Below are 25,608 nucleotides of genomic sequence, written 5' to 3' on the forward strand. Positions count from 1 at the left end.
TAGGCTGCCACCGGCGCCTGAACCAGCAGGTCGTCCAGCTTGATGGCGTCGGCGGTGAACAGGCGGATGCCTTCGGCCAGCTTTTCGGTGGCCATGGCATCCTGGTTGAGCTGCGTGCGGAAAGCCACCTCGTTGCTCGCCACCCACTCGGGGGCGTCGGCCTTGGCGTCGGCCACCGTCAGGCGCGCGGGCAGGGCGTCGGTGCAGGCCGCCAGTTCGCCCAGCAGCGCCGGGCTGATCGTCAGCAGGTCGCAGCCCGCCAGCGCCTGAATCTGGCCGATGTTGCGAAAGCTGGCCCCCATCACCTGCGTGGGGATGTCGTAGGCCTTGAAATAGCGGTAGATGCGGGTGACCGATTGCACGCCGGGGTCGTTGGGCCCGGCCTGTGCGGCTTCGTCCCAGGCCGCGCCCGCGGCCTTTTTGTACCAGTCGTAGATGCGCCCCACGAAGGGCGACACCAGCGTCACGCGCGCCTGCGCGCAGGCGATGGCCTGTGGCAGCGAGAATAGCAGTGTGAGGTTGCAGTGGATGCCTTCGGCTTCGAGCGTGCGCGCCGCCTGGATGCCTTCCCAGGTGGCGGCCAGCTTGATCAGCACCCGCTCGCGCGGCACCCTGGCGGCCTCGTACAGGCCGATGATCTGGCGCGCGCGCTCGATGCTGGCCTGGGTGTCGAAGGACAGGCGTGCGTCCACTTCGGTGGAGACGCGGCCCGGCACGATGGCGAGGATTTCGCGCCCGAAGGCCACCAGCAGGCGATCGACCTGTTCGGTGAGCGGGGCCGCGCCATGGTCGCGCCGCACGCGCTCGAGCAGGGGACGATATGCGGCTTGCTGCACGGCTTTCAGGATCAGGGACGGGTTGGTCGTCGCGTCTGTTGGCTGGTAGGCCCGCATGGTTTCAAAGTCGCCCGTGTCGGCAACGACTGTGGTCAAGGCACGCAGTGCATCCAGTTGGTGGCTCATAAGACCCTAGCCTCACAGTAGAAAGGTGATAAACCTCTTACTGTAGACCATTTTCATGCCTTTGCATCGGCGCGAATTTCTGCCGCGACCACGGAGAAACCCTGAGGAGACTGTATAATAGGAAGGTTTATATATCGACTTTACAACTGGGGTATTATTTTGCTGCCGTCAATCTTTCCAGAAGGGCCCGCAGGGCTTGTTCCAGCAATTCTTGCCTTGGCTGACGGTACTGTGTTTCGGGGCGTTTCCATTGGGGCGGATGGCTTTACCGTCGCCGAGATCGTCTTCAATACCGCCATGACCGGCTACCAAGAGATTCTCACCGATCCCAGCTACAGCGGCCAGATCGTCACCCTGACGTATCCCCACATCGGCAACACCGGCGTCAATGCGGAAGACGTCGAATCCAGCCAGATTCACGCCGCCGGCCTGGTGGTGCGCGACTGTCCGGCGCGCGTTTCCAATTTTCGGGCCACGCAATCGCTGCCCGACTACCTGAAATCGCAAGGGATCGTTGCCATCTCGGGTGTCGATACGCGCAAGCTTACACGTATTTTGCGCGAGCGTGGCGCGCAGGGCGCCTGCATTCTGGTGGGCGAAGACGTGGCGCGCGCCGTCGAACTGGCACGCGGCTTTGGCGGCATGGAAGGCCAGGATCTCGCCCTCGAAGTCAGCACCCCGCAAGCGGGCTCCTGGGTGCAGGGCACCTGGCAGCTGGGCGCGGGTTTCCGTCGCCAGGACAATTCCGAATACCACGTGGTGGCCTACGACTACGGCATCAAGTCCAACATCCTGCGCCTGCTGGCCGATCGCGGCTGCCGCATCACCCTGGTGCCGGCCACCACCCCGGTGGCCGACATCCTGGCGCAGAACCCCGACGGCGTGTTTCTCTCCAACGGGCCGGGCGACCCGGCCGCCTGCCAGTACGCGGTGGATACCTGCAAGGCCGTGCTCGAACGCGGCATTCCCCTGTTCGGCATCTGCCTGGGCCAACAGGTGCTGGGCATCACCCTGGGCGGGCGCACCGTCAAGATGAAGACCGGCCACCACGGGGCCAACCACCCTGTGCAGGAACTGGCCACCGGGCGCGTGTTCATCACCAGCCAGAACCACGGCTTCACTGTCGATGGCGCCAGCCTGCCCGCCAATGCGCGCGTCACGCACGTGTCGCTGTTCGACGGCACGCTGCAGGGCTTCGAACTCACCGACAAGCCGGTCTTCTGCTTCCAGGGGCACCCCGAGGCCAGCCCCGGCCCGCACGACATCCTGGTGCTGTTCGACAAGTTCATCGACCTGATGGCCCAGCACAAAGCCCAGTCGTCCAAATAATTCACACGGTCACCTCATGCCCAAGCGTTCTGATATCAAAAGTGTTCTCATCATCGGCGCCGGCCCGATCATCATCGGCCAGGCCTGCGAATTCGACTACTCCGGTGCACAGGCCTGCAAGGCCCTGAAGGCCGATGGTTTCCGCACCATTCTGGTCAACAGCAATCCGGCCACCATCATGACGGACCCGGAAACGGCCGACGTCACCTACATCGAGCCCATCACCTGGCAGGCGCTCGAAAAAATCATCGAAATCGAAAAACCCGACGCCGTGCTGCCCACCATGGGCGGGCAGACGGCGCTCAACTGCGCGCTCGACCTCGACCGCCACGGCGTGCTGGCCAAGCACGGCGTCGAACTCATCGGCGCCAACGCCGCGGCCATCGACAAAGCCGAAGACCGCCTCAAGTTCAAGGATGCCATGACGTCCATCGGGCTCGATTCAGCCAGGTCGGGCATTGCGCACAGCATGGACGACGCCTGGGCGGTGCAAAAGCGCATCGCCACCGAGCTGAACAACTCCGGTTTTCCGATGGTGATCCGCCCCAGCTTCACGCTGGGTGGCACGGGCGGGGGCATTGCCTACAACGCCGAAGAATTCGAAGTCATCTGCCGCCGCGGCCTCGAGGCCTCGCCCACCCACGAACTGCTGATCGAAGAATCGCTGCTGGGCTGGAAAGAATTCGAGATGGAGGTCGTGCGCGACAAGAACGACAACTGCATCATCGTCTGCGCCATCGAAAACCTCGACCCCATGGGCGTGCACACGGGCGATTCCATCACCGTCGCCCCGGCGCAGACCCTCACCGACAAAGAATATCAAATCATGCGCAACGCCTCGATCGCGGTGCTGCGCGAGGTCGGCGTCGAGACCGGCGGCTCGAACGTGCAGTTCGCCATCAACCCGGCCAACGGGCGCATGATCGTCATCGAGATGAACCCGCGCGTCTCGCGCTCGTCGGCGCTGGCGTCCAAGGCCACGGGCTTTCCCATCGCCAAGGTGGCGGCGCGCCTGGCCGTGGGCTATACGCTCGACGAACTGCGCAATGAAATCACCGGGGGTGCCACGCCCGCCTCGTTCGAGCCCACGCTCGACTACGTGGTCGTCAAGGTGCCGCGCTTCGCCTTCGAGAAATTCCCCCAGGCCGATTCGCGCCTCACCACGCAGATGAAGGCGGTGGGCGAGGTCATGGCCATTGGCCGCACCTTCCAAGAATCCTTCCAGAAAGCCTTGCGCGGCCTGGAAGTGGGCGTGGATGGCCTCAATCAAAAGACCACCGACCGCGAACGCCTGCAGATCGAGCTGGGCGAGCCCGGCCCCGAGCGCATCTGGTACGTGGGCGATGCCTTTGCCCAAGGCTTCAGCCTCGACGAAGTCCACCAGCTCACCAAGATCGACCCCTGGTTTCTCGCGCAGATCAAAGAGATCGTCGATATCGAACTGGCCCTCGAACAGCGCACGCTCTCCGAAATTGACGACGAGACCATGCGCGAACTCAAGCGCCGCGGCTTTTCCGATCGCCGCCTGGCCTTCCTGCTGGACACCACCGAGGGCGAGGTGCGCAAGCTGCGCCACCAAATGAACGTGCGCCCGGTGTACAAGCGCGTCGATACCTGCGCCGCCGAATTCGCCACCACCACGGCCTATCTGTATTCCACCTACGAAGACGAAGACGAAGCCGCGCCCACCGACCGCAAGAAGATCATCGTGCTGGGGGGCGGCCCCAACCGCATCGGCCAGGGCATCGAGTTCGACTACTGCTGCGTGCACGCGGCGCTCGCGCTGCGCGAAGACGGCTTCGAGACCATCATGGTCAACTGCAACCCCGAAACCGTCTCCACCGACTACGATACGTCCGATCGCCTGTACTTCGAGCCGCTCACGCTCGAAGACGTGCTCGAAATCGTGCATAAAGAAAACCCGGTGGGTGTCATCGTGCAGTACGGCGGCCAGACGCCGCTCAAGCTCGCGCGCGCGCTTGAAGCCAATGGCGTGCCCATCATCGGCACCAGCCCCGATTCCATCGACGTGGCCGAAGACCGCGAGCGCTTCCAGAAGCTGCTCACCAAGCTGGGCCTGCGCCAGCCGGCCAACCGCACGGCGCGCACCGAAAGCGAAGCCCTGGCCCTGGCCGGTGAAATCGGCTATCCCCTGGTGGTGCGTCCCAGCTACGTGCTGGGCGGGCGCGCCATGGAAATCGTGCACGAACCGCAAGACCTCGAACGCTACATGCGCGAGGCGGTGAAGGTCAGCAACGATTCGCCGGTGCTGCTCGATCACTTCCTCAACAACGCCACCGAGGTGGACGTCGATTGTCTGGCCGATGGCGAGCACGTGGTCATTGGCGGCGTCATGGAACACATCGAGCAGGCCGGCGTGCACTCCGGCGATTCGGCCTGCAGCCTGCCGCCGTATTCGCTCTCGCCCGAGATCGTGGATGAAATCAAGCGCCAGACGGCCTTGATGGCGCGCGCCCTGAACGTCAAGGGCCTGATGAACGTGCAGTTTGCCATCCAGGACGGCGAGGTCTACGTGCTCGAGGTCAATCCGCGCGCCTCGCGCACCGTGCCCTTCGTCTCCAAGGCCACGGGCAAGCCGCTGGCCAAGATCGCCGCGCGCGTCATGTCCGGCAAGTCGCTGGCGGCGCAAGGTGTCAAGGCCATCCCCGCACCGGTGCATTACTGCGTCAAAGAGGCGGTCTTCCCCTTCGTCAAGTTCCCTGGCGTCGATACCATCCTCGGGCCCGAGATGAAGTCCACGGGCGAGGTCATGGGCGTGGGCGAGTCGTTCGGCGAGGCCTTCGTCAAGTCGCAGATCGCCGCGGGCGCCCTGCTGCCCGAAACCGGCAAGGTCTTCATCAGCGTGCGCGCGCAAGACAAGGCGCGCGCCGTCGAGGTGGCGCGCGGCCTGGCCTCCATGGGCTTCAAGCTCATCGCCACGCGCGGCACGGCTGCCGTCATCGAGGCCGCGGGCCTGGCCGTCGAAGTGGTCAACAAGGTCACCGAGGGGCGTCCCAACATCGTGGACATGCTCAAGAACGGCGAGATCGCCATGGTCATCAACACGGTCGAAGAGAGGCGCAACGCGATTGCCGACTCGCGCACCATCCGCACGCAGTCGCTGGCCAACCGGGTCACCTTTTTCACCACCATCGCGGGCGCCCGCGCCGCGGTCGAAGGGCTGCAGTACCTGCGCCACGGCGGCGGCTTGAAGGTCTACGCGCTGCAGGCCATGCACGCGGCCACGGCTGCCTGAGCCGCCATGGCGGACACCGCGTCTGCGTCCGCCTCCGCCTCGCCCGCGCGCGAGGCGGCGTCCGCACCCGTCCCGGCTGGCCAGCCCGGACGGGTTTTCATTACGGGCGCCAGCAGCGGCATCGGCGCGGCGCTGGCCCGCGCGTATGCCGCGCGCGGCGCCGTGCTGGGGTTGGTGGGGCGCCGCGCGCAAGCGCTGCAGGCGCTGTGCGACGCCCTGCCCGGCGACGGGCACCGCCTCTATCCGCTGGACGTGCGCGACCGCGCGGCCCTGCGGGCGGCCGCCGCCGATTTTCTCGCTGGCGGGCCGGTCGACCGGGTGATTGCCAGCGCCGGCATCAGCGTCGGCACGCTGGCCGACGCGCCCGAAGACTTCGCCGTGTTCGAGGCCATTTTCGACACCAACGTGCTGGCCATGGTCAGCACCTTCGAGCCCTTCATCGCGCCCATGCGGGCGCGCGGCGCCGGGGTGCTGGTGGGCATCGGCAGCGTGGCCGGAGTGCGCGGACTGCCGGGGGCGGGGGCCTACAGCGCCTCCAAGGCGGCGGTGCGCGCCCTGTGCGAAAGCCTGCGCGTCGAGCTGTACGGCAGCGGGGTGCGGGTGGTGACGATTGCGCCGGGTTTCATTGCCACGCCCATGACGGCGGGCAACCCCTATCGCATGCCGTTTCTGATGCCCGTCGAGCGTTTCGCCGCGCGCGCCGTGCGCGCCATCGAGGCTCGCGACCGCTATCGCGTCATCCCCTGGCCGATGGCCTGGGTGGCGCGCCTGTTGCCGCTGGTGCCCGGGGCCTGGTATGACGCCCTGGCGGCCCGGCGCAAGCGCAAGCCGCGCATCGGTGATACGTCCTGATGCGCGCGGCGCCGCGTCGTGTGCGGCCCACCTGGCCCGCCCAGCGCGGGGCTCGCCACGCACGCGGCCTCGAATACATCCATCAATCCAATCCAATCCGCGACTCAGGATACATTTCATGAATGCCACTTATTTCCCGCGTTGGCGACGCGTATCGGGCACGGCCGATGGCGCCGTGGTGCAGCCCGATGAAACCATGCCGCTGCCCCAGACCGTGGCCATGGGGGCCCAGCACGTGGTCGCCATGTTCGGTTCCACCATCCTGGCCCCGCTCATCATGGGCTTCGACCCCAATATGGCCATCCTCATGTCCGGGGTGGGCACGCTGGTGTTTTTCCTGTTCGTGGGCGGGCGCGTGCCCAGCTACCTGGGTTCCAGCTTTGCCTTCATCGGCGGGGTGGTGGCCGTCACCGGCTACTCGGGCAGCGGCCCCAACGTCAATATCGGTGTGGCGCTGGGCGCCATCATCGCCTGCGGCTTCATCTACGCCTGTATCGGCCTGCTGACCATGCTGGCCAATTCCCGCCAGGGGGCGGCCGCCGACTGGATCGACCGCTGGATGCCGCCAGTGGTAACCGGCGCCGTGGTCGCCGTGATCGGCCTGAATCTCGCGCCGCTGGCGGCGAAAAACGCCATGGGCAGCTCGCTGTTCGAATCCGCCATGGCCGTGATGACGGTGCTCTGCGTGGGTGGGGTGGCGGTCTACACGCGGGGGCTCGTGCAGCGTCTGCTGATTCTGGTGGGTCTGTTTCTGGCCTGTGCGCTGTATGCGCTGCTGACCAATGGCCTGGGCCTGGGCACGCCGATCGATTTTTCCGCCATCGCCGCCGCCCCCTGGTTGGGCCTGCCGCGCATGACGGCGCCAGTGTTCGAGACGCATGCCATCAGCGTGATCGCGCCGGTGGCCATCATCCTGGTGGCCGAGAACCTGGGGCACATCAAGGCCGTGAGCGCCATGACGGGCCAGAACCTGGATCAGTACCTCGGACGCGCCTTCCTGGGCGACGGGGTGGCCACCATGCTCTCGGGTGCGATGGGCGGCACGGGGGTCACCACCTATGCCGAAAACATCGGCGTCATGACGGTCACCAAAATCTATTCCACGCTGGTCTTCGTGGTGGCGGCCCTGGTGGCCTTGCTGCTGGGCTTCTCGCCCAAGTTCGGCGCCGTCATCCAGGCCATTCCGGCCCCGGTACTGGGCGGCATGGCGGTGGTGGTCTTCGGCCTGATTGCCATTGCCGGGGCGCGCATCTGGGTTGTCAACCAGGTGGATTTCAGCGACAACCGCAACCTCATCGTGGCGGCGGTCACGCTCATCCTGGGCGCGGGCAATTTCTCGGTGTCCCTGGGCGGCTTCAAGCTTGACGGCATCGGCACCGCCACTTTCGGCGCCATCATCCTGTACGCCCTGCTGCGCGGGCGCAAGGCCCCGCGGCGGCCTCAGGCGACGCTGCCCGCCGCCGTGGCCGAGGTGGAAGAGGCGGTTCAGTAGGCTGTTGGCAAACCGGGGGGCGCCGCGCCGCCCGGCGTGTCAGGCCTTCTGTCATCCTGTTCGCGCCAGATTCGTCAAGGGCCTTGCTTTTTCTGCGCGGATTGCCCACAATAGCCCCAGCACCCCGGTTCCGGCCGGGGTTTTTCACGAGCAAGCCCATCGATCGCTAAGGTTTGGTGCCGGGGTATCTCCCCACCGCCCATTGCCCTGTCGGGTTCACCGGTCAGGCTGCTCGCACCCGGCTACGCCGATTCCGGCGGGCCGTGGCACTGACGGGCATCGTCCCGTTTCAATTAATCTTGTTGTCGGGCGCCCCGCGCATGGGGCGTCTTTTACTTTGAGTCAGGAAATTATGGCTGCGATCCCTTTGACAGCTCGCGGGGCAGAGCGTTTACAAGCTGAGTTGCAACGTCTGAAGACGGTAGAGCGCCCCGAAGTCATCAACGCCATCGCCGAGGCGCGTGCCCAGGGCGATCTGTCGGAAAACGCCGAGTACGACGCCGCGCGCGAGCGCCAGGGCTTCGTCGAAGGCCGTATCCAGGAACTGGAAGGCACGCTCTCCAACGCCCAGATCATCAATCCCGCCGACCTCGACGTCCAGGGGCAGGCGGTGTTTGGCGCCACGGTCGAGATCGAAGACCTCGAATCCGGCGAGCGGCTCAAATACCAGATCGTGGGCGACATCGAAGCCGACATCCGCGCCAACATGATCTCGGTGTCCAGCCCGGTGGCGCGCGCCCTGATCGGCAAGAGCCAGGGCGACGTCGTCGAGGTGCGTGCGCCCGCCGGGGTGCGCGAATACGAGGTCTGCTCGGTCAGTTACCAGTAAGCCGCGGCGGCACGGGTGCCGCGGCGTGAGCCCTCGGCACGCCGGGACGAAAAGGCCGGATGCACCCCTTATGTGGGGCGTGCATCCGGCCTTTTTCCTGGCTGGTGTGGTCTGGCGCTTGTCCGGCGTTCAGCGCGAGGTGCGCCCGCGGCGTGCCCCGGCGCGCAGGGACAAGGCGCTGCCGCTGCGACGCGGGATGCCGTGCGCGCCTGCCGTGCCAGGGCGCCCAGCGCCCGAGGGGCGTGCACGACGCGTGCCGGGGCGCCCTTCGGGGTCGTCCCGACGGCTGGCGCGCGGTGCGTCGCCGCGGCCAAAGCGCCCTTCGGCGGCGGGGGTGTCGCGGCGCTCGCGGCGCGGCGCCTCGCCCGCCTTGCGCCGAGGGGGCTGGGCGGCACCCGGGTGGGCGGCCTGCTTTTTCGGCACGTAGGGTTCGGACTTCTTGCGTACCGCCCGCGTGGCGTTCTCGGCGGCGATGGCGGCCTGTTGCGCGATGACGTCGGGGCGATAGATAATCAGCGTTTTGCCGAGATGGTGCACGGCGGCGCACGACAGGGCTTCGCAGATGGCATCCAGCATGGCTTCGCGCGCGTCGCGTTCTGCGCCCGCCACGCGAACCTTGATGAGTTCGTGTGCGGCGAGGTTGCGGTCGATTTCACCCAGTACAGCGTCGGTCAGGCCCCGATCTCCGATCAGGACGACAGGATGCAAGGGGTGTGCGGCAGCGCGCAAGTCGCGGCGCTGCTGAGAGCTTAGTTCTAGTTTCGGCATAGTGGAATTGTACGAGAATGGCCAAGAAAAAATTCTCCCAAGCCTGGGTACACCGGCATATTAACGACCCGTACGTCAAAATGGCGCAACAAAAGGGATACCGGGCCCGCGCGGCCTTCAAGCTCAGCGAGATCCTCGACACTGAAAAGCTGTTGCGGCGCGGTGACGTGGTGGTCGATCTCGGGGCCACGCCGGGCAGCTGGTCGCAAATCGTGCGCGAGCGGCTGCTGGGGGCGGGCGGGGTCATCGACGGGCGTGTCATTGCCCTTGACCTGCTGCCCATGGAACCCATCGCCGGGGTGGAATTCATCCAGGGCGACTTTCGCGAGGACGACGTCTTGCGGCAGTTGCACGATTGCCTGCAAGGGCAGGTGGTCGATCTTGTGATTTCCGATATGGCCCCCAACTTGTCTGGTGTGGCCTCGGCGGATTCCGCCCGCATCGCCCATGTGTGCGAACTGGCGCTCGAATTTTCCTGCGAACACCTCAAGCCCGATGGCGCGCTGGTGGTCAAAGCGTTTCACGGCAGCGGCTTTTCGCAGATCGTGCAGTTGTTCAAGCAGCACTTCGTTCGCGTGGTCGAGCGCAAGCCCAAGGCCTCGCGGGGCGAGTCCGCCGAGACCTTTCTCGTGGGCCGTGGCCTGAAGGCGCCCCGGCACACTTGAGCCACCGCGGGTATTTCGTGGCGCGCGGGCGGATTCAGGTAGAATGAAACATTGACGTAAGTGTCAGCTTGTTGTAATCGCGCCCTCGGGCGGGCGGCAGGCTGGCCGTAGCAAAATCCAGGAGATTGGCTTTGAACAACTCGTTTTCCAAGATCGCGGTCTGGCTGGTGATCGCGCTCGTGCTCTTTACGGTGTTCAAGCAGTTCGACGGTCGCCCCGCCGTGGGCAGCGACACCGTCACCTACACGCAATTCATGGAAGATGCGCGCGCAGGCCGTATCAACAAGGTGGACATCCAGGGCGACACCATCTACGTCACGCCCGAATCGGGCCGCGCCTACAGCCTCACCTCGCCAGGCGATCTCTGGATGGTGCCCGAACTCGTCAAGGACGGCGTGCAGGTTTCCGGCAAGGCGCGCGAAGAACCGTCCTTCCTCACCAGCCTGTTCATCTCCTGGTTCCCGATGCTGCTGCTCATCGGCGTGTGGATTTTCTTCATGCGCCAGATGCAGGGCGGCGGCAAGGGGGGCGCCTTCAGCTTCGGCAAGTCGCGCGCCCGCATGCTCGATGAAAACAACAACAACATCACGTTTGCCGATGTTGCCGGGTGCGACGAAGCCAAAGAAGACGTGCAAGAGCTCGTCGATTTCCTGCGCGACCCCACCAAGTTCCAGCGCCTGGGCGGGCGCATCCCGCGCGGTGTGCTGATGGTCGGCCCTCCGGGCACGGGCAAGACCTTGCTGGCCAAGGCCATTGCGGGCGAGGCCAAGGTGCCGTTCTTCAGCATCTCGGGCTCCGACTTCGTCGAAATGTTTGTCGGCGTGGGCGCGGCCCGTGTGCGCGACATGTTCGAAAACGCCAAGAAGCAGTCGCCCTGCATCATCTTCATCGACGAAATCGACGCCGTGGGCCGTCAGCGCGGCGCCGGCCTGGGCGGCGGCAACGACGAACGCGAACAGACCCTCAACCAGTTGCTGGTCGAGATGGACGGCTTTGAGACCGGGCAGGGGGTGCTGGTCATCGCCGCCACCAACCGTCCCGACGTGCTCGATCCGGCCCTGCTACGTCCGGGCCGCTTCGACCGCCAGGTGGTGGTGTCGCTGCCCGATATCCGCGGGCGCGAGCAAATCCTCAAGGTGCACATGCGCAAGGTGCCCATCGCGCAAGACGTCGATGCCAACGTGCTGGCACGCGGCACGCCGGGCTTCTCGGGGGCCGATCTGGCCAACCTCATCAACGAGGCCGCCCTGTTCGCCGCCCGGCGCAATGGCCGCACGGTCGACATGAACGACCTCGAAAAGGCCAAAGACAAGATCATCATGGGTGCCGAACGCCGCTCCATGATCATGCCCGAAGAAGAACGCCGCAACACGGCCTATCACGAATCGGGCCACGCCCTGGTGGCGCGCATGCTGCCCAAGACCGACCCCGTCCACAAGGTCACCATCATTCCGCGCGGGCGCGCGCTGGGCGTCACCATGCAGCTGCCCGAAAACGACCGCTACAGCATGGACAAAGAGCGCCTGCTCAGCACCATTGCCGTGCTCTTTGGCGGGCGCATCGCCGAAGAAGTCTTCATGCACCAGATGACCACGGGCGCCTCCAACGACTTCGAACGCGCCACGGCCATTGCCCGCGACATCGTCACGCGCTACGGCATGACCGATTCCCTCGGGCCGGTGGTTTATGCCGAAAACGAAGGCGAGGTCTTCCTGGGCCGCAGCGTCACCAAGACCACGCACGTGTCCGAAGCCACCATGCAGAAGGTCGATAACGAAATCCGCAGCATCATCGATGAGCAATACCGCGTGGCGCGCGACATCATCGAATCCAACCAGGACAAAATGCATGCCATGGCGCATGCCCTGCTCGAATGGGAAACCATCGACGCCGAACAGATCGACGACATCCTGGCCGGGCAGCCGCCGCGGCCTCCGCGCCAGTCTTCCTCGGGCGGCAGCGACAACACGCCGCGCACGCCGCCCTCGTCGGGGCAGCCAGCCGCCAGCCAGGACAAGGGCACGGCCACCACGCCCGTCTGACCGGGCCTCTCCTCGGAAGCTTCATGCATTCAACTCTTCAATGCGGGCGTTTCCAGCTGTCGCTGGAACGCCCCTTGGTCATGGGGATCGTCAACGTCACCCCGGATTCCTTTTCAGACGGCAACAGCCACTTCCAGACCGAACAGGCCATCGCGCACGCCCTGGGCCTGGTGGAAGCGGGGGCCGACCTGCTCGACATTGGCGGCGAGTCCACCCGGCCCGGTGCGCAAAGCGTTTCTGTGGACGAAGAACTGCGCCGTGTGCTGCCCGTGCTGCAGGGGCTGCTGCATTGCGGGGTGCCCATCTCGATCGACACCTGCAAGCCCGAGGTCATGCGGGCCGTATTGCAGGCCGGGGCCGACATGATCAACGACATTGCCGGCTTCACGGCCGCAGGCGCGCTGGACGCCGTGCGGGATTCGGACAGCGCCCTGTGTCTGATGCACATGCGCGGCGAGCCGCGCACCATGCAGCAAGACCCGGTGTACGCCGACGTGGTGGCCGAGGTACGCGACTATCTGGCCGCGGGTGCCGCGCGCCTGCGAGAATCGGGGGTGGCCGCCAACCGCATCGTGCTCGATCCGGGGTTTGGCTTTGGCAAGACAGTGGCGCACAATTACGCCTTGCTGCGCGAACTGCCCCAAGTCGTGGGAACCACGTATCCCAGCCTGATCGGCGTGTCGCGCAAATCCATGATTGGCGCCGTCACGGGTCGGCCCGCCAGCCGCCGCCTGGGCGGCAGCGTGGCGGCCGCGCTGGCGGCGGCGGTGCGGGGGGCGCACATTCTGCGTGTCCACGATGTGGCCGATACCATCGATGCCCTGCGTGTCTGGTCGGCGGTTGAACAAGGAGTCCGTGCATGAGCGCACGTCAATATTTTGGAACCGACGGGGTGCGCGGCATCGTGGGCGGTGATCGCATCAATGCCGAGTTCGCGCTGCGCCTGGGCTATGCCGCAGGCCGGGTGCTGGCGCAAGGCGCCGTGAGCGCGGGTCGGCCCACCGTGGTCATCGGCAAGGACACCCGCATTTCCGGCTACATGCTCGAATCCGCGCTCGAGGCCGGGCTGTCCGCCGCAGGGGTGGACGTGCTGCTGGCCGGGCCCATCCCCACCCCCGCCGTGGCCTATCTCACGCGCGCCTGGCGGCTGGCGGCGGGCATTGTCATCAGCGCTTCGCACAACCCCCACTACGACAACGGCATCAAGTTCTTTTCCTCGGCGGGCACCAAGCTGCCCGATGCCACCGAAGCGGCCATCGAGGCCATGCTGCAGCAGCCGGTGGGCTGCGCCGATTCCGAAGGCCTGGGGCGCGCGCGGCGCATCACCGATGCCGCTGGCCGCTACATTGAATTTTGCAAGAGCACGTTTCCCAACGAGCTCGATCTTCAAGGCCTGAAGCTGGTGGTCGATGCGGCCAATGGCGCGGCCTACCACATCGCCCCCCATGTGTTCCGCGAGCTGGGCGCCGAGGTGTCCCTCATCGGCTGCGAACCCGACGGCTTCAACATCAACGAAAAAGTGGGTGCCACGCACCCCGAGACCCTGGTGGCCGCCGTGCGGGCGCAAGAGGCCGACCTCGGCATTGCCTTGGATGGCGATGCCGACCGCTTGCAGATGGTCGATGCCAGCGGACGCCTGTACAACGGCGACGAGCTGCTCTACGCCATCGTGCGCGACCGCGCCAAGACGCAGAAGATCGACGGTGTGGTGGGTACGCTCATGAGCAATTTTGGCTTCGAGCGCCGCCTGCGCGAGCTGGGCATCCCCTTTGAGCGCGCCCGTGTGGGCGACCGCTATGTGCTCGAACTGCTGCACCAGCATGGCTGGCTGTTTGGCGGTGAAAGCTCGGGTCATCTGCTGTGCCTCGACCGCCACACCACGGGCGACGGCATCGTCGCCGCCTTGCAGGTGCTGGCGGCCATGCAGCACGCCCAGGCGCCCCTGGCCGACCTCGTGGCCGATCTCACCCTGTATGCCCAGAAAATGGTCAACGTGCCGCTGGCGCCAGGGGTCGATTGGCAGTCGCACGCCGGCCTGCAGGCGGCGGCGCGAGCCGTGGAAGCGGGCTTGGGCGATCGGGGCCGGGTACTCATCCGCGCCTCGGGCACCGAGCCCAAACTGCGTTTGATGGTCGAGGCCGACGACGAGGCCCTGGCCGAAGACGGGGTGCGTCAGCTGCTGGCGGTCAAGCTGGCCTGAGCGCCTCGCAGTCGCATTCCATGGAACTGATCGATTGGGCCGGTGTCGAGGCGGGTGGCCTCACGCTCAGTATCGCGCGCACGGCGGACGCACTCGATGCCTTGCAACGCTTGCGGTTTCGCGTCTTCACCGAAGACCTGGGGGCGCATTTTCCGCAGGCTCGGGATGGCCGGGACGTCGATCGGTTCGACCCCTGGTGCGTACATTTCATGGTGCGAGACACCGCCTCGCAGCGCGTTGTGGGCACCTATCGCATGCTCACGCCCGAGGCCGCGCTGCGGGCGGGCTCCTACTACTCAGAGTCCGAATTCGACCTGACACCGCTGAACGCCCTCAGGCCGCAGCTGGTCGAGGTGGGGCGCTCGTGCATCGACGCCGGGTTTCGCCACGGCACGGCCATCATGCTGCTGTGGTCGGGCCTGGCGCAGGTGATGGCGCAGGGCGGCTACCGCTACATGCTGGGCTGTGCCAGCGTCAGCCTGCGCGATGGCGGCGTGACGGCTTCCGAGGTCTGGCGCCGAGCCCAGGCGCTGATGGCGGCGCACCCCGAATTACCGCAAATCCGGCCCCTGCATCCGTATCCGCTGGCACGCCTGGACAGTACTTTGCCGACCCGGGTGCCGCCGCTCATCAAGGGCTATTTGAAGCTTGGGGCCACCATCTGCGGTGCCCCCGCCTGGGATCCGGATTTCCACACCGCCGATTTTCCGATTTTGCTGGATCTCGAATGGCTCGATGCCCGCTACCGGCGGCATTTCGGGCTGGCGTGAGTCAGTCGGCGAGGTCGAGCGTGAAGCCGGCCTTGCGCCAGATGTCGGTTTCCGATTTCAGCAGATAGGCGCTCAGCGGGTGCGCCTGCAGCCAGCCGGGGGGCACGTCGAGCGTGATGCTCTGCCCTTGCGCGCGAATGCCCATGTCGGGCGTGTCAGCGGCATCGCGGCGGCGCAGCAGCAGGACGGCCAGGCGCAGACAGCACAGGGTCAGCCATTGGTCGTGGCTGGGGGCGTAGGGGCGCACCTTGGCCAGCTTGCCCTGGTGGCCCAGGGCCAGAAAGGCCAGCAGCCGCTGGTCGTCGCGCGAGAAGCCCGGCATGTCGGCGTGTTCGAGGATGTAGGCCGTGTGCTTGTGGTAGTCGTTGCGCGCGATGGCCAGGCCCACTTCGTGCAGCTGCGCCGTCCAGGAAAGGGCGCTGCGCAGGTCGGTCACGCCCGGCTGCGGGTGCAGCCGCAGCTGGTCGAAGAGCCGCAAGGCCAGCGCACCCACGTGGCCGGCCTGGTCGGCGTCCAGCTGGTAGCGGGCGCTCATCTGCCGCACGGTCTGGTCGCGCTGGTCGTGGTGCGAGTCGCGGCCCATGAGGTCGTGCAGCACGCCCACGCGCAGTGCGCCGTCGCCCGCGCCCATGTGTTCGATGCCCAGCTCGTGGAAGGCCGCCGTCATGATGGCCAGGCCGCCCGCCAGCACCGACGCGCGCTCGGCCTTCAGGCCGGCCCAGTCGTGCAGGCGGACTTCGCCCGCCTGGGCGAGGGCGTCGGCCAGCCGTTCGAGACCGTTCAGGGTGATGCCTTCGGCGCTCAGGCCATTTTCGACCAACACCGCCAGCAACCCCTTGGCCGTGCCCGACGAGCCATAGGCCTCTTGCCAGCCGATGCCGCGATAGTCTTTGACGATGCCGGCGATGACGCTGCGTGCGGCCAGGGTGGCCTGCTGCATGCGTGCGCGAGTGATGCGGCCCTTGGGGAAGAAGCGGCGCGTCCAGGTGGTGCAGCCCAGCTGCAAGGAGGCCAGCCGCAGGGGCTTGGCCGCCTGGCCGATGATGAACTCGGTGGAGCCGCCGCCGATGTCGATCACCAGGCGCCGGTGTTCGGATGGCGGGAGATCCTGGATGACGCCCAGGTAGATAAGGCGTGCTTCTTCCTGCCCGGAAATGATTTCGATGGGAAAGCCCAGGGCGCGTTCGGCCTCGGGCATGAAATCGGCCACGTTGCGCGCCACGCGGAAGGTGTTGGTGGCCACGGCGCGGACGTTGTCGGCGGAGAACCCTTGCAGTCGCTCGCCGAAGCGGCGCAGGGCGGCCAGCGCCTGGGTCATGGTGGGGGCGTCGATGCGCAGGTGCTCGTCCAGCCCGTTGGCCAGTGCCACGAGCTCGCGCAGCTTGTCTTCGGTGTAGAGCTGAAGGGTGTCGCCGTGGCGCACGATGCGACCGATGGAGAGGCGGAAGGTGTTGGAACCGAGGTCGATCGAGGCTAGCCGCTCATCCATAGTCTTACCTGAAAGTGTCACTCTGTGGGATTATAGTGGCCGATTCACGACAGGATTTGGAGTTCCCATGCATGGCGCCCCCGCTACGCCGCCGCTTCTGAACCGCGAGCTGTCCGTCCTCAAATTCAACGAGCGCGTGTTGTCCATGGCCGAGCGCCTGGACGTGCCCCCGCTCGAACGCCTGCGCTATCTTTGCATCGTGGGCTCGAATCTGGACGAATTCTTTGAAATCCGCATGGCCAGCCTGAAAGAACAGCAGCGCCAGACCCCCGAGCTGCGCGGGGCTGACGGCATGGCGCCCGCCGAGGCCTTCGACAAGGTGCAGCGCGCCGCGCACACCCTGGTCGATCGGCAGAACCGCCTGCTCACGGGCGAAGTCATGCCCCGGCTGATGGAAGAGGGCGTGGGCCTCATCTATTCCACCGGCTGGACCGATCTGCAGCGCGAATGGGCCTATGGCATCTTCCAGCGCGACGTCATGCCGCTGCTCACCCCGATCGGCCTCGATCCGGCGCATCCTTTCCCCCGGGTCTACAACAAGAGCCTGAACTTCATCGTATCCCTGAGCGGCGAGGACGCCTTTGGCCGCGAGGGACACATCGCCATCGTGCAGGCGCCGCGCGCCTTGCCGCGCATGATGAAGGTGCCGCCCGAAATCTCCGGCATCAGCGACGGCTTCATGTTGCTGACCACGCTCATCAATGCCTTCGTCGGCGACCTGTTCCCGGGCATGGACGTGCAGGGCTGCTATCAGTGGCGCGTCACGCGCAACAGCGACCTGTTCGTCGATGAAGAAGAAATCACCAATTTGCGTCAGGCGCTGCAGGGCGAACTTTCACAGCGCAACTTTGGCGCCTCGGTGCGTCTGGAAATCGCGCATGCCATGCCGCCCGACCTCGAACTGTTTTTGCAGCGCGAGTTCAACCTGGGGGCCGCCGATACCTATCGCGTCAACGGCCCGGTCAACCTGGGGCGGCTGATGCAGCTGTGCAACCGCGCCAAGCGGCCTGATCTCGAATACCCGGTGTTTCGGCCGCGCATTCCGGCCCCCTTCGACGGCGATCTGCAGCGCCCCGAGGCCCTGTTCGCCGCCCTGTCCACCGCCGACCGCCTGCTGCATCACCCGTATCAGTCGTTTCAGCCGGTGCTCATGTTCTTGCGTGCCGCGGCACTCGACCCGCAGGTGGTGGCCATCAAGCAGACCATCTACCGCACGGGCGAGGATTCCGAACTCATGAGCCTGCTGCTGTCGGCGGCTCGCGCGGGCAAAGAGGTGACGGTGGTGGTCGAACTGATGGCCCGCTTTGACGAACAGACCAACATCAACTGGGCGGCACGCCTCGAAGAAGTGGGGGCGCACGTCAGCTATGGCGTGGTGGGCCACAAGACGCACGCCAAGATGGCGCTGGTACTGCGCCGCGAAGACGGGCGCATCCGGCGCTATGGCCATCTGGGGACGGGCAACTATCATCCGCGCACGGCCAAGCTGTACACCGACTTCGGTCTGCTCACGGCCAACCAGACCATTTGCGAAGACATGGATCAGGTGTTTTCGCTGCTCACGGGCCTGGGCGCGCGGCGCGAGCTGAAGCTGTTGCTGCAGTCGCCCTTCACGCTGCACGAAACCGTGCTCGATCTGATCCGCTCAGAAACCGAGTTCGCCCGGGCGGGCAAGCGCGCCCGTATTCGCGCGAAAATGAATTCCCTGCTCGAACCCACGGTCATCCAGGCGCTCTACGAGGCCAGCCAGGCGGGCGTGCGCATCGATCTCATCGTGCGCGGCGCCTGCGCCCTGCAGGCGGGCGTGCCGGGTCTGTCCGAGCACATCCGGGTGCGCTCCATCATTGGCCGCTTTCTCGAACACTCGCGGGTGTTCTATTTCTACCAGGACGGCGCCGAGCCGCTGTATCTGTCGTCCGCCGACTGGATGGATCGCAACTTCCTGCGCCGCGTCGAACTGGCCTTCCCGGTGCTCGACAAGACCCTGCGTCGTCGCGTCATCGACGAGGCCTTCACCTTCGCCTGGCGCGACAACCAGCTTGCCTGGGCCGCCCAGCCCGATGGCCGCTACCAGCGCGTGCGCAACCGCCGCGCCCCCGTCAACCTGCACCAACACCTCATGGCGAGGTTAGGATGAGACAGGACTGCCAATAGCCCCTGCGGGCTATTGGCAGCCTGTCGAATCGGAGCGGCCTGCAGGCCGCGAGGTGGGGGAGCTGCTTCAAGCCAAGAATAGCCCCTGCGGGCTATTGGCAGCCTGTCGAATCGGAGCGGCCTGTCATTATTCTGTCATCAAGCATCCCTATCATCCTGTCCTGACAGATCAGGCATCTGTCGCCTACATCATCCCTACAGGAATCTCACATGTTCAAACGGATGCTGGTTCAATGCACGGCGGGTCTGGCCCTGATGGCGGCCGCCAGTGCCTCGGCGCTGGCGGTCGATCTGACCGGCGCGGGCGCTTCCTTTCCGTATCCCATCTACGCCAAATGGGCTGCCCAATACCAACAGGCCTCGGGCAACCGCGTCAACTACCAGTCGATCGGCTCGGGCGGCGGGCAGCAGCAAATCATCGCCAAGACCGTGGATTTCGGCGCTTCGGACGACCCGATGAAACCCGATGAGCTGCAGAAAAATGGCCTGGTGCAGTTTCCCGCCGTCATCGGTGGCACGGTCCCGGTGATCAACGTCGAAGGCATCAAGGCGGGCGAGCTCAAGCTCACCGGCCCGGTGCTGGCCGATATCTTCCTGGGCAAGATCCGCAAGTGGAACGACCCGGCCATCGCCGGGCTCAACCCGGGCCTCGCGCTGCCGGCCAAGAGCATTGTGGTCGTGCACCGCGCCGATGGCTCGGGGACGACCTTTGGCTGGACGAATTACCTGTCCCGGATGTCCCCCGAGTGGCGGGAGCGGGTGGGCCAGGCCAAGGCCGTCAAGTGGCCCGTGGGTCAGGGCGGCAAGGGCAACGAAGGCGTGGCCGCCTATGTCCGCCAGCTGAGCAACTCCATCGGCTACCTGGAATATGCCTACGCGCATCAAAATGGCCTTGCCTGGACACAGCTGCAGAACCGCGACGGCCAGTTCGTGCAGCCTTCGCAGCACTCGTTTGCCGCCGCTGCCGCCCATGCCGATTGGACTTCCGCGCCGGGCATGGGGCTGATCCTCAACAACGAGCCCGGTGCCGACTCCTGGCCCGTGACGGCGGCCACGTTCATCCTGATGCAGGCGCGGCAGACGGACGCCAAGCGCGCGCATGAAGTGCTGGCCTTCTTCGACTGGGCCTGGCGCGAGGGTGGCGACATGGCCGCCAGCCTCGACTACGTGCCGCTGCCGCAGGCCCTCACGGATGAAATCCGCGGCGTGTGGGCCAGGCAGATTCGCGCTGCGGACGACCAGCCCGTCTGGCCTTGAGCCCGTCGATCCGCCCGTCCCGTTCAGGCCGGGGATGCGGGCGGGTTGGCGGTTTTCCACGGGCAGCCTTGGGTGGCCTGTGGGAAAATAGCGGTTTTTGAATGCCTGTCGAAGGCCTCGCCCGCGGGTGGGGCACGGTCGCAACGGAACCCTTTTTCATGATCAACAAACAGCGCAGTCTGCTGGTCGATGCCGCCTTCCGGCAGCTCACCCGGGTGTTTGCGTTTCTCGTCTTCGTTCTGCTGGCCGGGATCCTGGCGTCGCTGGTCTATGGCAGCCGGGACACCCTGGCCGCGTCCGGCGTGGCGTTTCTCTGGACGAATGACTGGGATCCCGTGCGCCAGCATTTCGGGGCCCTGGTGCCGATCCTCGGCACCGTGATCAGCGCACTGCTGGCCCTCGTCATCGCGGTGCCGGTCTCTTTCGGGATCGCCATGTTCCTCACCGAGCTGGCCCCGGTATGGATCCGCCGTCCGCTGGGCATCGCCATCGAGATGCTGGCGGCAATCCCGTCCATCATCTACGGCATGTGGGGCCTGTTCGTGTTCGTGCCGCTGTTCCAGGAATACGTGCAGCCCCACGTGGTCGATCTGTTCGACGGCGTGCCGGTGCTGGGACGCCTGTTTGCCGGCCCGCCCATGGGCATCGGCCTGTTCACCGCCGGGCTCATCCTGTCCATCATGATCATCCCCTTCATCACCGCCGTGATGCGCGACGTCTTCGAGCAGGTGCCCGCCATGCTGAAAGAATCCGCCTACGGACTGGGCAGCACCACCTGGGAAGTCGTCTGGAAAGTCGTCCTGCCTTTCACCAAGCACGGCGTCATTGGCGGCATCATGCTGGGCCTGGGGCGCGCGCTGGGCGAGACGATGGCGGTCACCTTCGTCATCGGCAACGCGTTCAACCTGCCCGAATCGCTGTTTTCCCCCTCCAACTCCATCGCCTCGGCCCTGGCCAACGAGTTCAACGAAGCAGGGGGGCTGCAGAAGTCGGCCCTGCTCGAACTGGGCCTCATCCTCTTTCTGATCACCACGGTGGTGTTGGCCTTGTCCAAGTTCATGCTGCTGCAACTGTCGCGCAAAGAAGGCGCCAAACATTAAGCTCACCATGCCTGTTTCCGAATCTCCCATCGTGCTGGGCAATCCCATTTACCGGCGTCGCCGCCTGGTCAACCGGGTGATGCTCGGCCTGTCCGGGCTGGCGCTGGCCTCCGGCCTCGTGTGGCTGGCCTGGATCATCGTCACCCTGCTGCTCAAGGGGGGCGGGGCTTTGTCCCTGACGCTGTTCTCGCAGAGCACGCCGCCGCCCGGCGAGGCGGGCGGGCTGCTCAACGCCATCATCGGCAGCGTGCTGATGTCCGCTGTCGGCACGCTCATCGGCACGCCCATCGGGGTGCTGGCCGGCACCTATCTGGCCGAGTATGGCCGCAAGGGCTGGCTCGCGCCCGCCACGCGCTTTCTCAACGACGTGCTGCTGTCGGCGCCATCCATCGTCATCGGCCTGTTCATCTATGCCGTCTACGTGGCCCAGGTGGGGCACTATTCGGGCTGGGCGGGCGCGTTTGCCCTGGCCATTCTGGTGATTCCGGTGGTGGTGCGCGCCACCGACAACATGCTGTGCCTCGTGCCCAACAGCCTGCGCGAGGCCGCCGCCGCCCTGGGCTGCCCGCAGTGGCGCGTGGTGGTGTTCATCTGCTACCGGGCCGCGCGCTCGGGCATCTTGACGGGCATTCTGCTGGCCATCGCCCGCATCGCGGGCGAGACCGCCCCTTTGCTCTTCACGGCCTTGAACAACCAGTTCATGTCACTGAACATGAACGCGCCCATCGCCAATCTGCCCGTGGTCATCTTCCAGTACGCGGCCAGCCCCTTTGAAGACTGGAACCGCCTGGCCTGGGCGGGTGCGGCGCTCATCACCTTGCTGGTGCTGGGCATCAACATCGCCGCCCGCAGCCTGTTTCGCAAATAATTCTCACGGCTCACCATGAATCCACATCCCTCTGCCGCCGCTGAACGAACCAAGCTGGCCGTGCGCCACCTCAATTTCTATTACGGCAGTTTCCACGCGCTGCGCGACATCAACATGAGCATCGCGGAAAACAAGGTCACGGCCTTCATCGGCCCGTCGGGCTGCGGCAAGTCCACGCTGCTGCGTACCTTCAACCGCATGTTCGAACTCTATCCCGGCCAGCGTGCCGAGGGCGCCATCGAGCTCGACGGCGAAGACCTGCTCAATTCGCGCCTGGACATCTCGCTCATTCGCGCCAAGGTGGGGATGGTCTTCCAGAAGCCCACGCCGTTTCCCATGAGCATCTACGACAACATCGCCTTTGGCGTGCGCCTGTTCGAGCGCCTGAGCAAAGGTGAGATGGACGAGCGCGTCGAATGGGCGCTGACCAAGGCGGCGCTCTGGAACGAGGTCAAGGACAAGCTGGGCCAAAGCGGCTACGGCCTGTCGGGCGGCCAGCAGCAGCGCCTGTGCATCGCCCGCGGCGTGGCCATCAAGCCCGAGGTGCTGCTGCTCGACGAACCCTGCTCGGCCCTCGATCCCATTTCCACCGCCAAGATCGAAGAGCTGATCGCCGAGCTGAAAGACGACTACACCGTGGTCATCGTCACCCACAATATGCAGCAGGCCGCCCGCTGCTCGGACTACACCGCCTACATGTACCTGGGCGAGCTGATGGAATTCGGCCCGACCGATCAGATTTTCATCAAGCCCACCCGCAAGGAAACCGAAGACTACATCACCGGGCGGTTTGGATGAATCGGAGCGCCCCGCAGGGCACGGCGTGGGGGGATGCCCGGCACCAAGACCGGCCTCATTCATCCCCCATTCATCCTTGAACCCTTAAGCTACGGGCATTCCAACTCACGGGGATGCCCGCTATGCGCCATCGCCACCTTCTTGCCAGTGTCCTCGTCCTGGGTGTCTTGGGAACCACGGTCGCCCTGGCCCACAACCACGACCGCACCGAAGCCGAGCGCCTGCAGCAGATGGGCGAGGTGCTGCCGTTGTCGCAGGTGCTCTCGCGTGTGGCCAGCGAATACCCCGGCCAGGTGCTGAAGGTCGAATTTGAAGACGATGACGACTTCAAAGACTGCTCGGACACGAGCCGGCCTTGCACGGATCGCTGGATCTACGAACTGAAGATTCTTCAGGATCAAGGCCGTTTGGTGAAGCTCAAGGTGGATGCCCACACCGGGCAGGTATTATGGGTGGGTCGCCGCCCCCTGCGCGGCCAGGGAAAGCATGAATGAGACTCTTGATTGCCGAAGACGAACCCCTGCTGGCCGCGCAGTTGAAGGCCGCGCTTGAATCCGCGGGCTATGCCGTCGATGTCGCCGCCGATGGCCTCGATGCCCGGCACCAGGGGCTGACCGAACCCTACGACCTCGTGGTGCTCGACCTCGGCCTGCCCGGGCTCGATGGCCTGTCGGTGCTGCGCGCCTGGCGCGAGGCCCGTCGGCAGGTGCCCGTGCTCATCCTCACCGCGCGCGACAACTGGCACGACAAGGTGGCGGGCATCGACGCGGGGGCGGACGACTACCTCACCAAGCCCTTTCATGTCGAAGAACTGCAGGCGCGGGTGCGGGCGCTGTTGCGCCGGGCGGGCGGCCACGCGTCCACCGACATCCGCTGCGGGCCGTTGCTGCTCGACATGCGCCAGTCGCGCGTGCTGCTCGACGACATCCCGCTCGATCTCACCAGCCACGAATACCGCGTGCTGGCGTATCTGCTGATGCATCAGGGCGAAGTCGTCTCGCGCAGCCAGCTGGTCGAGCACATCTATGCCCAGGATTTCGACCGCGATTCCAACACCATCGAGGTCTTCATCGCCCGCTTGCGCCGCAAGATACCCGCCGAGCTGATCCAGACCGTGCGCGGCCTGGGCTATCGCCTGAGCGCATCGTCCGGCGCTTGACCGAAGGTATGCTCCGATGACGCTGGCCCGCCTGCTGCGCACCCGTTACCGCTCTTTGCGCCTGCGCCTGCTGGTCGGCGTGCTGGCGTGGGTGCTGGTCAGCGTGGCAGTGGCGGGCTGGGGCATCCAGCAGCTTTTCCGCGAACACATTCAGGCCCAGCTGCAGTCCGAACTCAACATTCACCTGGATCAGCTCACGGCACAATTCCAGGTCAGCGAGGCGGGCGAGGTGTCGCTGGCCTCCGCTCCTTCCGACCCCCGTTTCAGTCATCCGTTCTCGGGTCTGTACTGGCAGATCGTGGTGCCGCCACAAGACGGGCACCCGCCCCGACAGCTGCGTTCCCGCTCTTTGTGGGATGCTCGCCTGCCCGATCGCTATCCGGGTCTACGACCGGGGCACGACTTGCGGACCCGTGCTCTGGGGCCGCAAGGCCGCGAGCTGCAGGTACGCGTGCGCGAAGTCGATCCGGCGGACGGCCCGTACGACGACCTCATTCTGATCGCCGCCGCGGATCAGGCGCTGTGGGCCGAACCGGTCAGTCGCTTCAACCGCATGCTGGCCCTGGCCCTGGGCGTGCTGGTGCTGGGCATGGCGCTGGCCGCCTGGATGCAGGTGTCATATGGCCTGCGGCCGCTGGTGCGCTTGCGCAAGCGGCTGGCCGCGCTGCGGGCAGGGCGGGCCGAGCGTATCGAGGGGGCCTTTCCAAGCGAAGTGCAGCCGCTGGTGGAAGACTTCAACCAAGTGCTCGAACGCAATGCCCAGGGCCTGGAGCGGGCCCGCCAGCAGGCCGGCAATCTGGCGCACGCGCTGAAGACTCCGCTGGCGGTGCTGAGCAATGCCGCCGCCACCGCCGACCCGGCTTTGCCGCGCCTGGTGCTCGAACAGGTCGAAGCCGCGCGCCGCCAGGTGGACTATCACTTGGCGCATGCCCGGGCGGCGGCCGCCGTGCGCATGACGGGGCTGCGAAGCCCGATCCTGCCGTTGCTGCAGGGGCTGGTGCGCGTGATGCGGCGCGTGCACGCCGAGCGCGCGCTCGACTACGACCTGATGGCCGTGCCCGAAGGCCTGGCGTTTCGCGGCGAGGCGCAGGATTTTCAAGAGATGCTGGGCAACGTGCTGGACAATGCGGGCAAGTGGGCGCGTCATCAGGTGCGCATCAGCGCGCGCCGCCAGGATGGCGAGCTGATCCTCTGGGTCGAGGACGACGGGCCCGGCCTGAGTCCCGAGCGCGCCGAGGCGGTGTTCGAGCGCGGCAAGCGCGCCGACGAGCGCACGCCGGGCTCGGGCCTGGGCTTGAACATCGTGCGCGACCTGGCCGATCTGTACGGCGGTTGGGCACGTATCGAAACCGGTGAATTGGGTGGGGCGCGGGTGGTGATCACCTTGCCCGCCGCGGATGTGTAAACGCGGCGCGGACGCAAGTTTGGCCCGCCCTACTGGATTCGAACCAGTGACCCCAGGTTTAGAAGACCTGTGCTCTATCCAACTGAGCTAAGGGCGGATATGTGGCTGGTTGCCCAGGCGCAAGGGCAGGGCAGGGCGGGATACGCCAGGAAACGTGGATTCTACCCTGCAAATGCTAAAGTTTCGGGCAAGCCCTGCTCTTTGTCTTGTGCC

21 protein-coding genes and 1 tRNA gene are annotated in these 25,608 nt (G+C 65.9%); 18 read left to right on the top strand and 4 right to left on the bottom strand.

The genetic code is table 11. The annotated features are described in order from the left end of the window. Window positions 1–962, bottom strand: a 962-nt coding sequence (gene tal, locus CCA01S_RS12750; protein WP_066459115.1) for a transaldolase, incomplete at its 3' end; no start/stop codon positions are given. Between the two features lie 159 nt (window positions 963–1,121). Here tal and carA point away from each other — a divergent pair. From carA to greA, 5 genes are all read left to right on the top strand, one after another. Beyond that, window positions 1,122–2,291 (top strand): glutamine-hydrolyzing carbamoyl-phosphate synthase small subunit, encoded by a 1,170-nt coding sequence (gene carA, locus CCA01S_RS12755; RefSeq protein WP_066459117.1) that lies wholly within the window; start codon window positions 1,122–1,124, stop codon window positions 2,289–2,291. A gap of 16 nt (window positions 2,292–2,307) precedes the next feature. Continuing rightward, a complete protein-coding gene (gene carB, locus CCA01S_RS12760) occupies window positions 2,308–5,547 on the top strand; it encodes a carbamoyl-phosphate synthase large subunit (protein ID WP_066459119.1) in 3,240 nt (1,079 codons plus the stop codon). Between the two features lie 6 nt (window positions 5,548–5,553). Beyond that, window positions 5,554–6,399 carry an SDR family oxidoreductase gene (locus CCA01S_RS12765; protein WP_084386748.1) on the top strand — a complete coding sequence of 282 codons (846 nt, stop codon included), beginning with the start codon at window positions 5,554–5,556 and terminating at the stop codon, window positions 6,397–6,399. Between the two features lie 118 nt (window positions 6,400–6,517). Beyond that, complete coding sequence (locus tag CCA01S_RS12770; protein WP_084386749.1) at window positions 6,518–7,891, top strand: solute carrier family 23 protein; 1,374 nt, start codon at window positions 6,518–6,520, stop codon at window positions 7,889–7,891. Window positions 7,892–8,243: 352 nt separating this feature from the next. Continuing rightward, window positions 8,244–8,720 (top strand): transcription elongation factor GreA, encoded by a 477-nt coding sequence (gene greA / locus CCA01S_RS12775; protein WP_066459120.1) that lies wholly within the window; start codon window positions 8,244–8,246, stop codon window positions 8,718–8,720. A 129-nt stretch (window positions 8,721–8,849) separates the two neighbouring features. Here the strand turns inward: greA and CCA01S_RS12780 are convergent, their stop codons facing one another. After that, the gene (locus CCA01S_RS12780; RefSeq protein ID WP_066459122.1) at window positions 8,850–9,488 is read right to left on the bottom strand and encodes a YhbY family RNA-binding protein; all 639 of its coding nucleotides are present in this window, start codon (window positions 9,486–9,488) and stop codon (window positions 8,850–8,852) included. Between the two features lie 17 nt (window positions 9,489–9,505). Here CCA01S_RS12780 and CCA01S_RS12785 point away from each other — a divergent pair, with 17 nt between their 5' ends. From CCA01S_RS12785 to CCA01S_RS12805, 5 genes are all read left to right on the top strand, one after another. Beyond that, window positions 9,506–10,153: an RlmE family RNA methyltransferase gene (locus CCA01S_RS12785; RefSeq protein WP_066459124.1), complete on the top strand. Its 648-nt coding sequence runs from the start codon at window positions 9,506–9,508 to the stop codon at window positions 10,151–10,153. A gap of 131 nt (window positions 10,154–10,284) precedes the next feature. Continuing rightward, window positions 10,285–12,195, top strand: coding sequence for an ATP-dependent zinc metalloprotease FtsH (gene ftsH / locus CCA01S_RS12790; protein ID WP_066459126.1), 1,911 nt, complete (start codon window positions 10,285–10,287; stop codon window positions 12,193–12,195). Window positions 12,196–12,218: 23 nt separating this feature from the next. Beyond that, entirely contained in the window at window positions 12,219–13,058 is an 840-nt protein-coding gene (gene folP, locus CCA01S_RS12795) for a dihydropteroate synthase (protein WP_066459128.1), read from the top strand. Next, on the top strand, window positions 13,055–14,395 hold the full coding sequence (glmM, locus tag CCA01S_RS12800) for a phosphoglucosamine mutase (protein ID WP_066459130.1): 1,341 nt from the start codon (window positions 13,055–13,057) through the stop codon (window positions 14,393–14,395). The genes folP and glmM overlap by 4 nt, the downstream gene beginning before the upstream one ends. A gap of 20 nt (window positions 14,396–14,415) precedes the next feature. After that, window positions 14,416–15,165 carry a GNAT family N-acetyltransferase gene (locus CCA01S_RS12805; protein WP_066459132.1) on the top strand — a complete coding sequence of 250 codons (750 nt, stop codon included), beginning with the start codon at window positions 14,416–14,418 and terminating at the stop codon, window positions 15,163–15,165. 1 nt (window position 15,166) lies between these two features. Here CCA01S_RS12805 and CCA01S_RS12810 read toward each other — a convergent pair whose 3' ends face one another. Next, entirely contained in the window at window positions 15,167–16,654 is a 1,488-nt protein-coding gene (locus CCA01S_RS12810; RefSeq protein ID WP_066459134.1) for a Ppx/GppA phosphatase family protein, read from the bottom strand. A gap of 67 nt (window positions 16,655–16,721) precedes the next feature. Between CCA01S_RS12810 and ppk1 the strand changes: the two genes are divergently transcribed. From ppk1 to CCA01S_RS12850, 8 genes are all read left to right on the top strand, one after another. Next, the gene (gene ppk1 / locus CCA01S_RS12815; RefSeq protein WP_066459136.1) at window positions 16,722–18,791 is read left to right on the top strand and encodes a polyphosphate kinase 1; all 2,070 of its coding nucleotides are present in this window, start codon (window positions 16,722–16,724) and stop codon (window positions 18,789–18,791) included. A gap of 227 nt (window positions 18,792–19,018) precedes the next feature. Continuing rightward, window positions 19,019–20,065 (top strand): phosphate ABC transporter substrate-binding protein PstS, encoded by a 1,047-nt coding sequence (pstS, locus tag CCA01S_RS12820; protein WP_066459138.1) that lies wholly within the window; start codon window positions 19,019–19,021, stop codon window positions 20,063–20,065. Window positions 20,066–20,223: 158 nt separating this feature from the next. Next, window positions 20,224–21,165, top strand: a complete 942-nt coding sequence (gene pstC, locus CCA01S_RS12825) for a phosphate ABC transporter permease subunit PstC (RefSeq protein ID WP_103035597.1) — start codon at window positions 20,224–20,226, stop codon at window positions 21,163–21,165. A gap of 7 nt (window positions 21,166–21,172) precedes the next feature. Then, the gene (gene pstA, locus CCA01S_RS12830; protein WP_066459142.1) at window positions 21,173–22,033 is read left to right on the top strand and encodes a phosphate ABC transporter permease PstA; all 861 of its coding nucleotides are present in this window, start codon (window positions 21,173–21,175) and stop codon (window positions 22,031–22,033) included. Window positions 22,034–22,048: 15 nt separating this feature from the next. After that, on the top strand, window positions 22,049–22,831 hold the full coding sequence (gene pstB, locus CCA01S_RS12835) for a phosphate ABC transporter ATP-binding protein PstB (protein WP_066459144.1): 783 nt from the start codon (window positions 22,049–22,051) through the stop codon (window positions 22,829–22,831). A gap of 122 nt (window positions 22,832–22,953) precedes the next feature. Continuing rightward, a complete protein-coding gene (locus CCA01S_RS12840; protein WP_103035600.1) occupies window positions 22,954–23,325 on the top strand; it encodes a PepSY domain-containing protein in 372 nt (123 codons plus the stop codon). Next, window positions 23,322–23,990, top strand: a complete 669-nt coding sequence (locus CCA01S_RS12845; protein WP_066459148.1) for a response regulator transcription factor — start codon at window positions 23,322–23,324, stop codon at window positions 23,988–23,990. The genes CCA01S_RS12840 and CCA01S_RS12845 overlap by 4 nt, the downstream gene beginning before the upstream one ends. 16 nt (window positions 23,991–24,006) lie before the next feature. Next, window positions 24,007–25,395 (top strand): ATP-binding protein, encoded by a 1,389-nt coding sequence (locus tag CCA01S_RS12850; protein WP_066459150.1) that lies wholly within the window; start codon window positions 24,007–24,009, stop codon window positions 25,393–25,395. A 20-nt stretch (window positions 25,396–25,415) separates the two neighbouring features. Here CCA01S_RS12850 and CCA01S_RS12855 read toward each other — a convergent pair. Then, window positions 25,416–25,492, bottom strand: a tRNA-Arg gene (locus tag CCA01S_RS12855). Window positions 25,493–25,608 lie beyond the last annotated feature (116 nt).

The organism is Castellaniella caeni NBRC 101664, from assembly GCF_001592225.1.
Classification (GTDB): Bacteria; Pseudomonadota; Gammaproteobacteria; order Burkholderiales; family Burkholderiaceae_B; genus Castellaniella; species Castellaniella caeni.

Bases quoted from the DNA above. Each gene is read 5' to 3' on its own strand.
- carB (WP_066459119.1), top strand. From the start codon at position 2,308: ATGCCCAAGCGTTCTGATATCAAAAGTGTTCTCATCATCGGCGCCGGC.
- CCA01S_RS12765 (WP_084386748.1), top strand. From the start codon at position 5,554: ATGGCGGACACCGCGTCTGCGTCCGCCTCCGCCTCGCCCGCGCGCGAG.
- CCA01S_RS12770 (WP_084386749.1), top strand. From the start codon at position 6,518: ATGAATGCCACTTATTTCCCGCGTTGGCGACGCGTATCGGGCACGGCC.
- greA (WP_066459120.1), top strand. From the start codon at position 8,244: ATGGCTGCGATCCCTTTGACAGCTCGCGGGGCAGAGCGTTTACAAGCT.
- CCA01S_RS12780 (WP_066459122.1), bottom strand. From the start codon at position 9,488: ATGCCGAAACTAGAACTAAGCTCTCAGCAGCGCCGCGACTTGCGCGCT.
- CCA01S_RS12785 (WP_066459124.1), top strand. From the start codon at position 9,506: ATGGCCAAGAAAAAATTCTCCCAAGCCTGGGTACACCGGCATATTAAC.
- folP (WP_066459128.1), top strand. From the start codon at position 12,219: ATGCATTCAACTCTTCAATGCGGGCGTTTCCAGCTGTCGCTGGAACGC.
- glmM (WP_066459130.1), top strand. From the start codon at position 13,055: ATGAGCGCACGTCAATATTTTGGAACCGACGGGGTGCGCGGCATCGTG.
- CCA01S_RS12805 (WP_066459132.1), top strand. From the start codon at position 14,416: ATGGAACTGATCGATTGGGCCGGTGTCGAGGCGGGTGGCCTCACGCTC.
- CCA01S_RS12810 (WP_066459134.1), bottom strand. From the start codon at position 16,654: ATGGATGAGCGGCTAGCCTCGATCGACCTCGGTTCCAACACCTTCCGC.
- ppk1 (WP_066459136.1), top strand. From the start codon at position 16,722: ATGCATGGCGCCCCCGCTACGCCGCCGCTTCTGAACCGCGAGCTGTCC.
- pstS (WP_066459138.1), top strand. From the start codon at position 19,019: ATGTTCAAACGGATGCTGGTTCAATGCACGGCGGGTCTGGCCCTGATG.
- pstC (WP_103035597.1), top strand. From the start codon at position 20,224: ATGATCAACAAACAGCGCAGTCTGCTGGTCGATGCCGCCTTCCGGCAG.
- pstA (WP_066459142.1), top strand. From the start codon at position 21,173: ATGCCTGTTTCCGAATCTCCCATCGTGCTGGGCAATCCCATTTACCGG.
- pstB (WP_066459144.1), top strand. From the start codon at position 22,049: ATGAATCCACATCCCTCTGCCGCCGCTGAACGAACCAAGCTGGCCGTG.
- CCA01S_RS12840 (WP_103035600.1), top strand. From the start codon at position 22,954: ATGCGCCATCGCCACCTTCTTGCCAGTGTCCTCGTCCTGGGTGTCTTG.
- CCA01S_RS12845 (WP_066459148.1), top strand. From the start codon at position 23,322: ATGAGACTCTTGATTGCCGAAGACGAACCCCTGCTGGCCGCGCAGTTG.
- CCA01S_RS12850 (WP_066459150.1), top strand. From the start codon at position 24,007: ATGACGCTGGCCCGCCTGCTGCGCACCCGTTACCGCTCTTTGCGCCTG.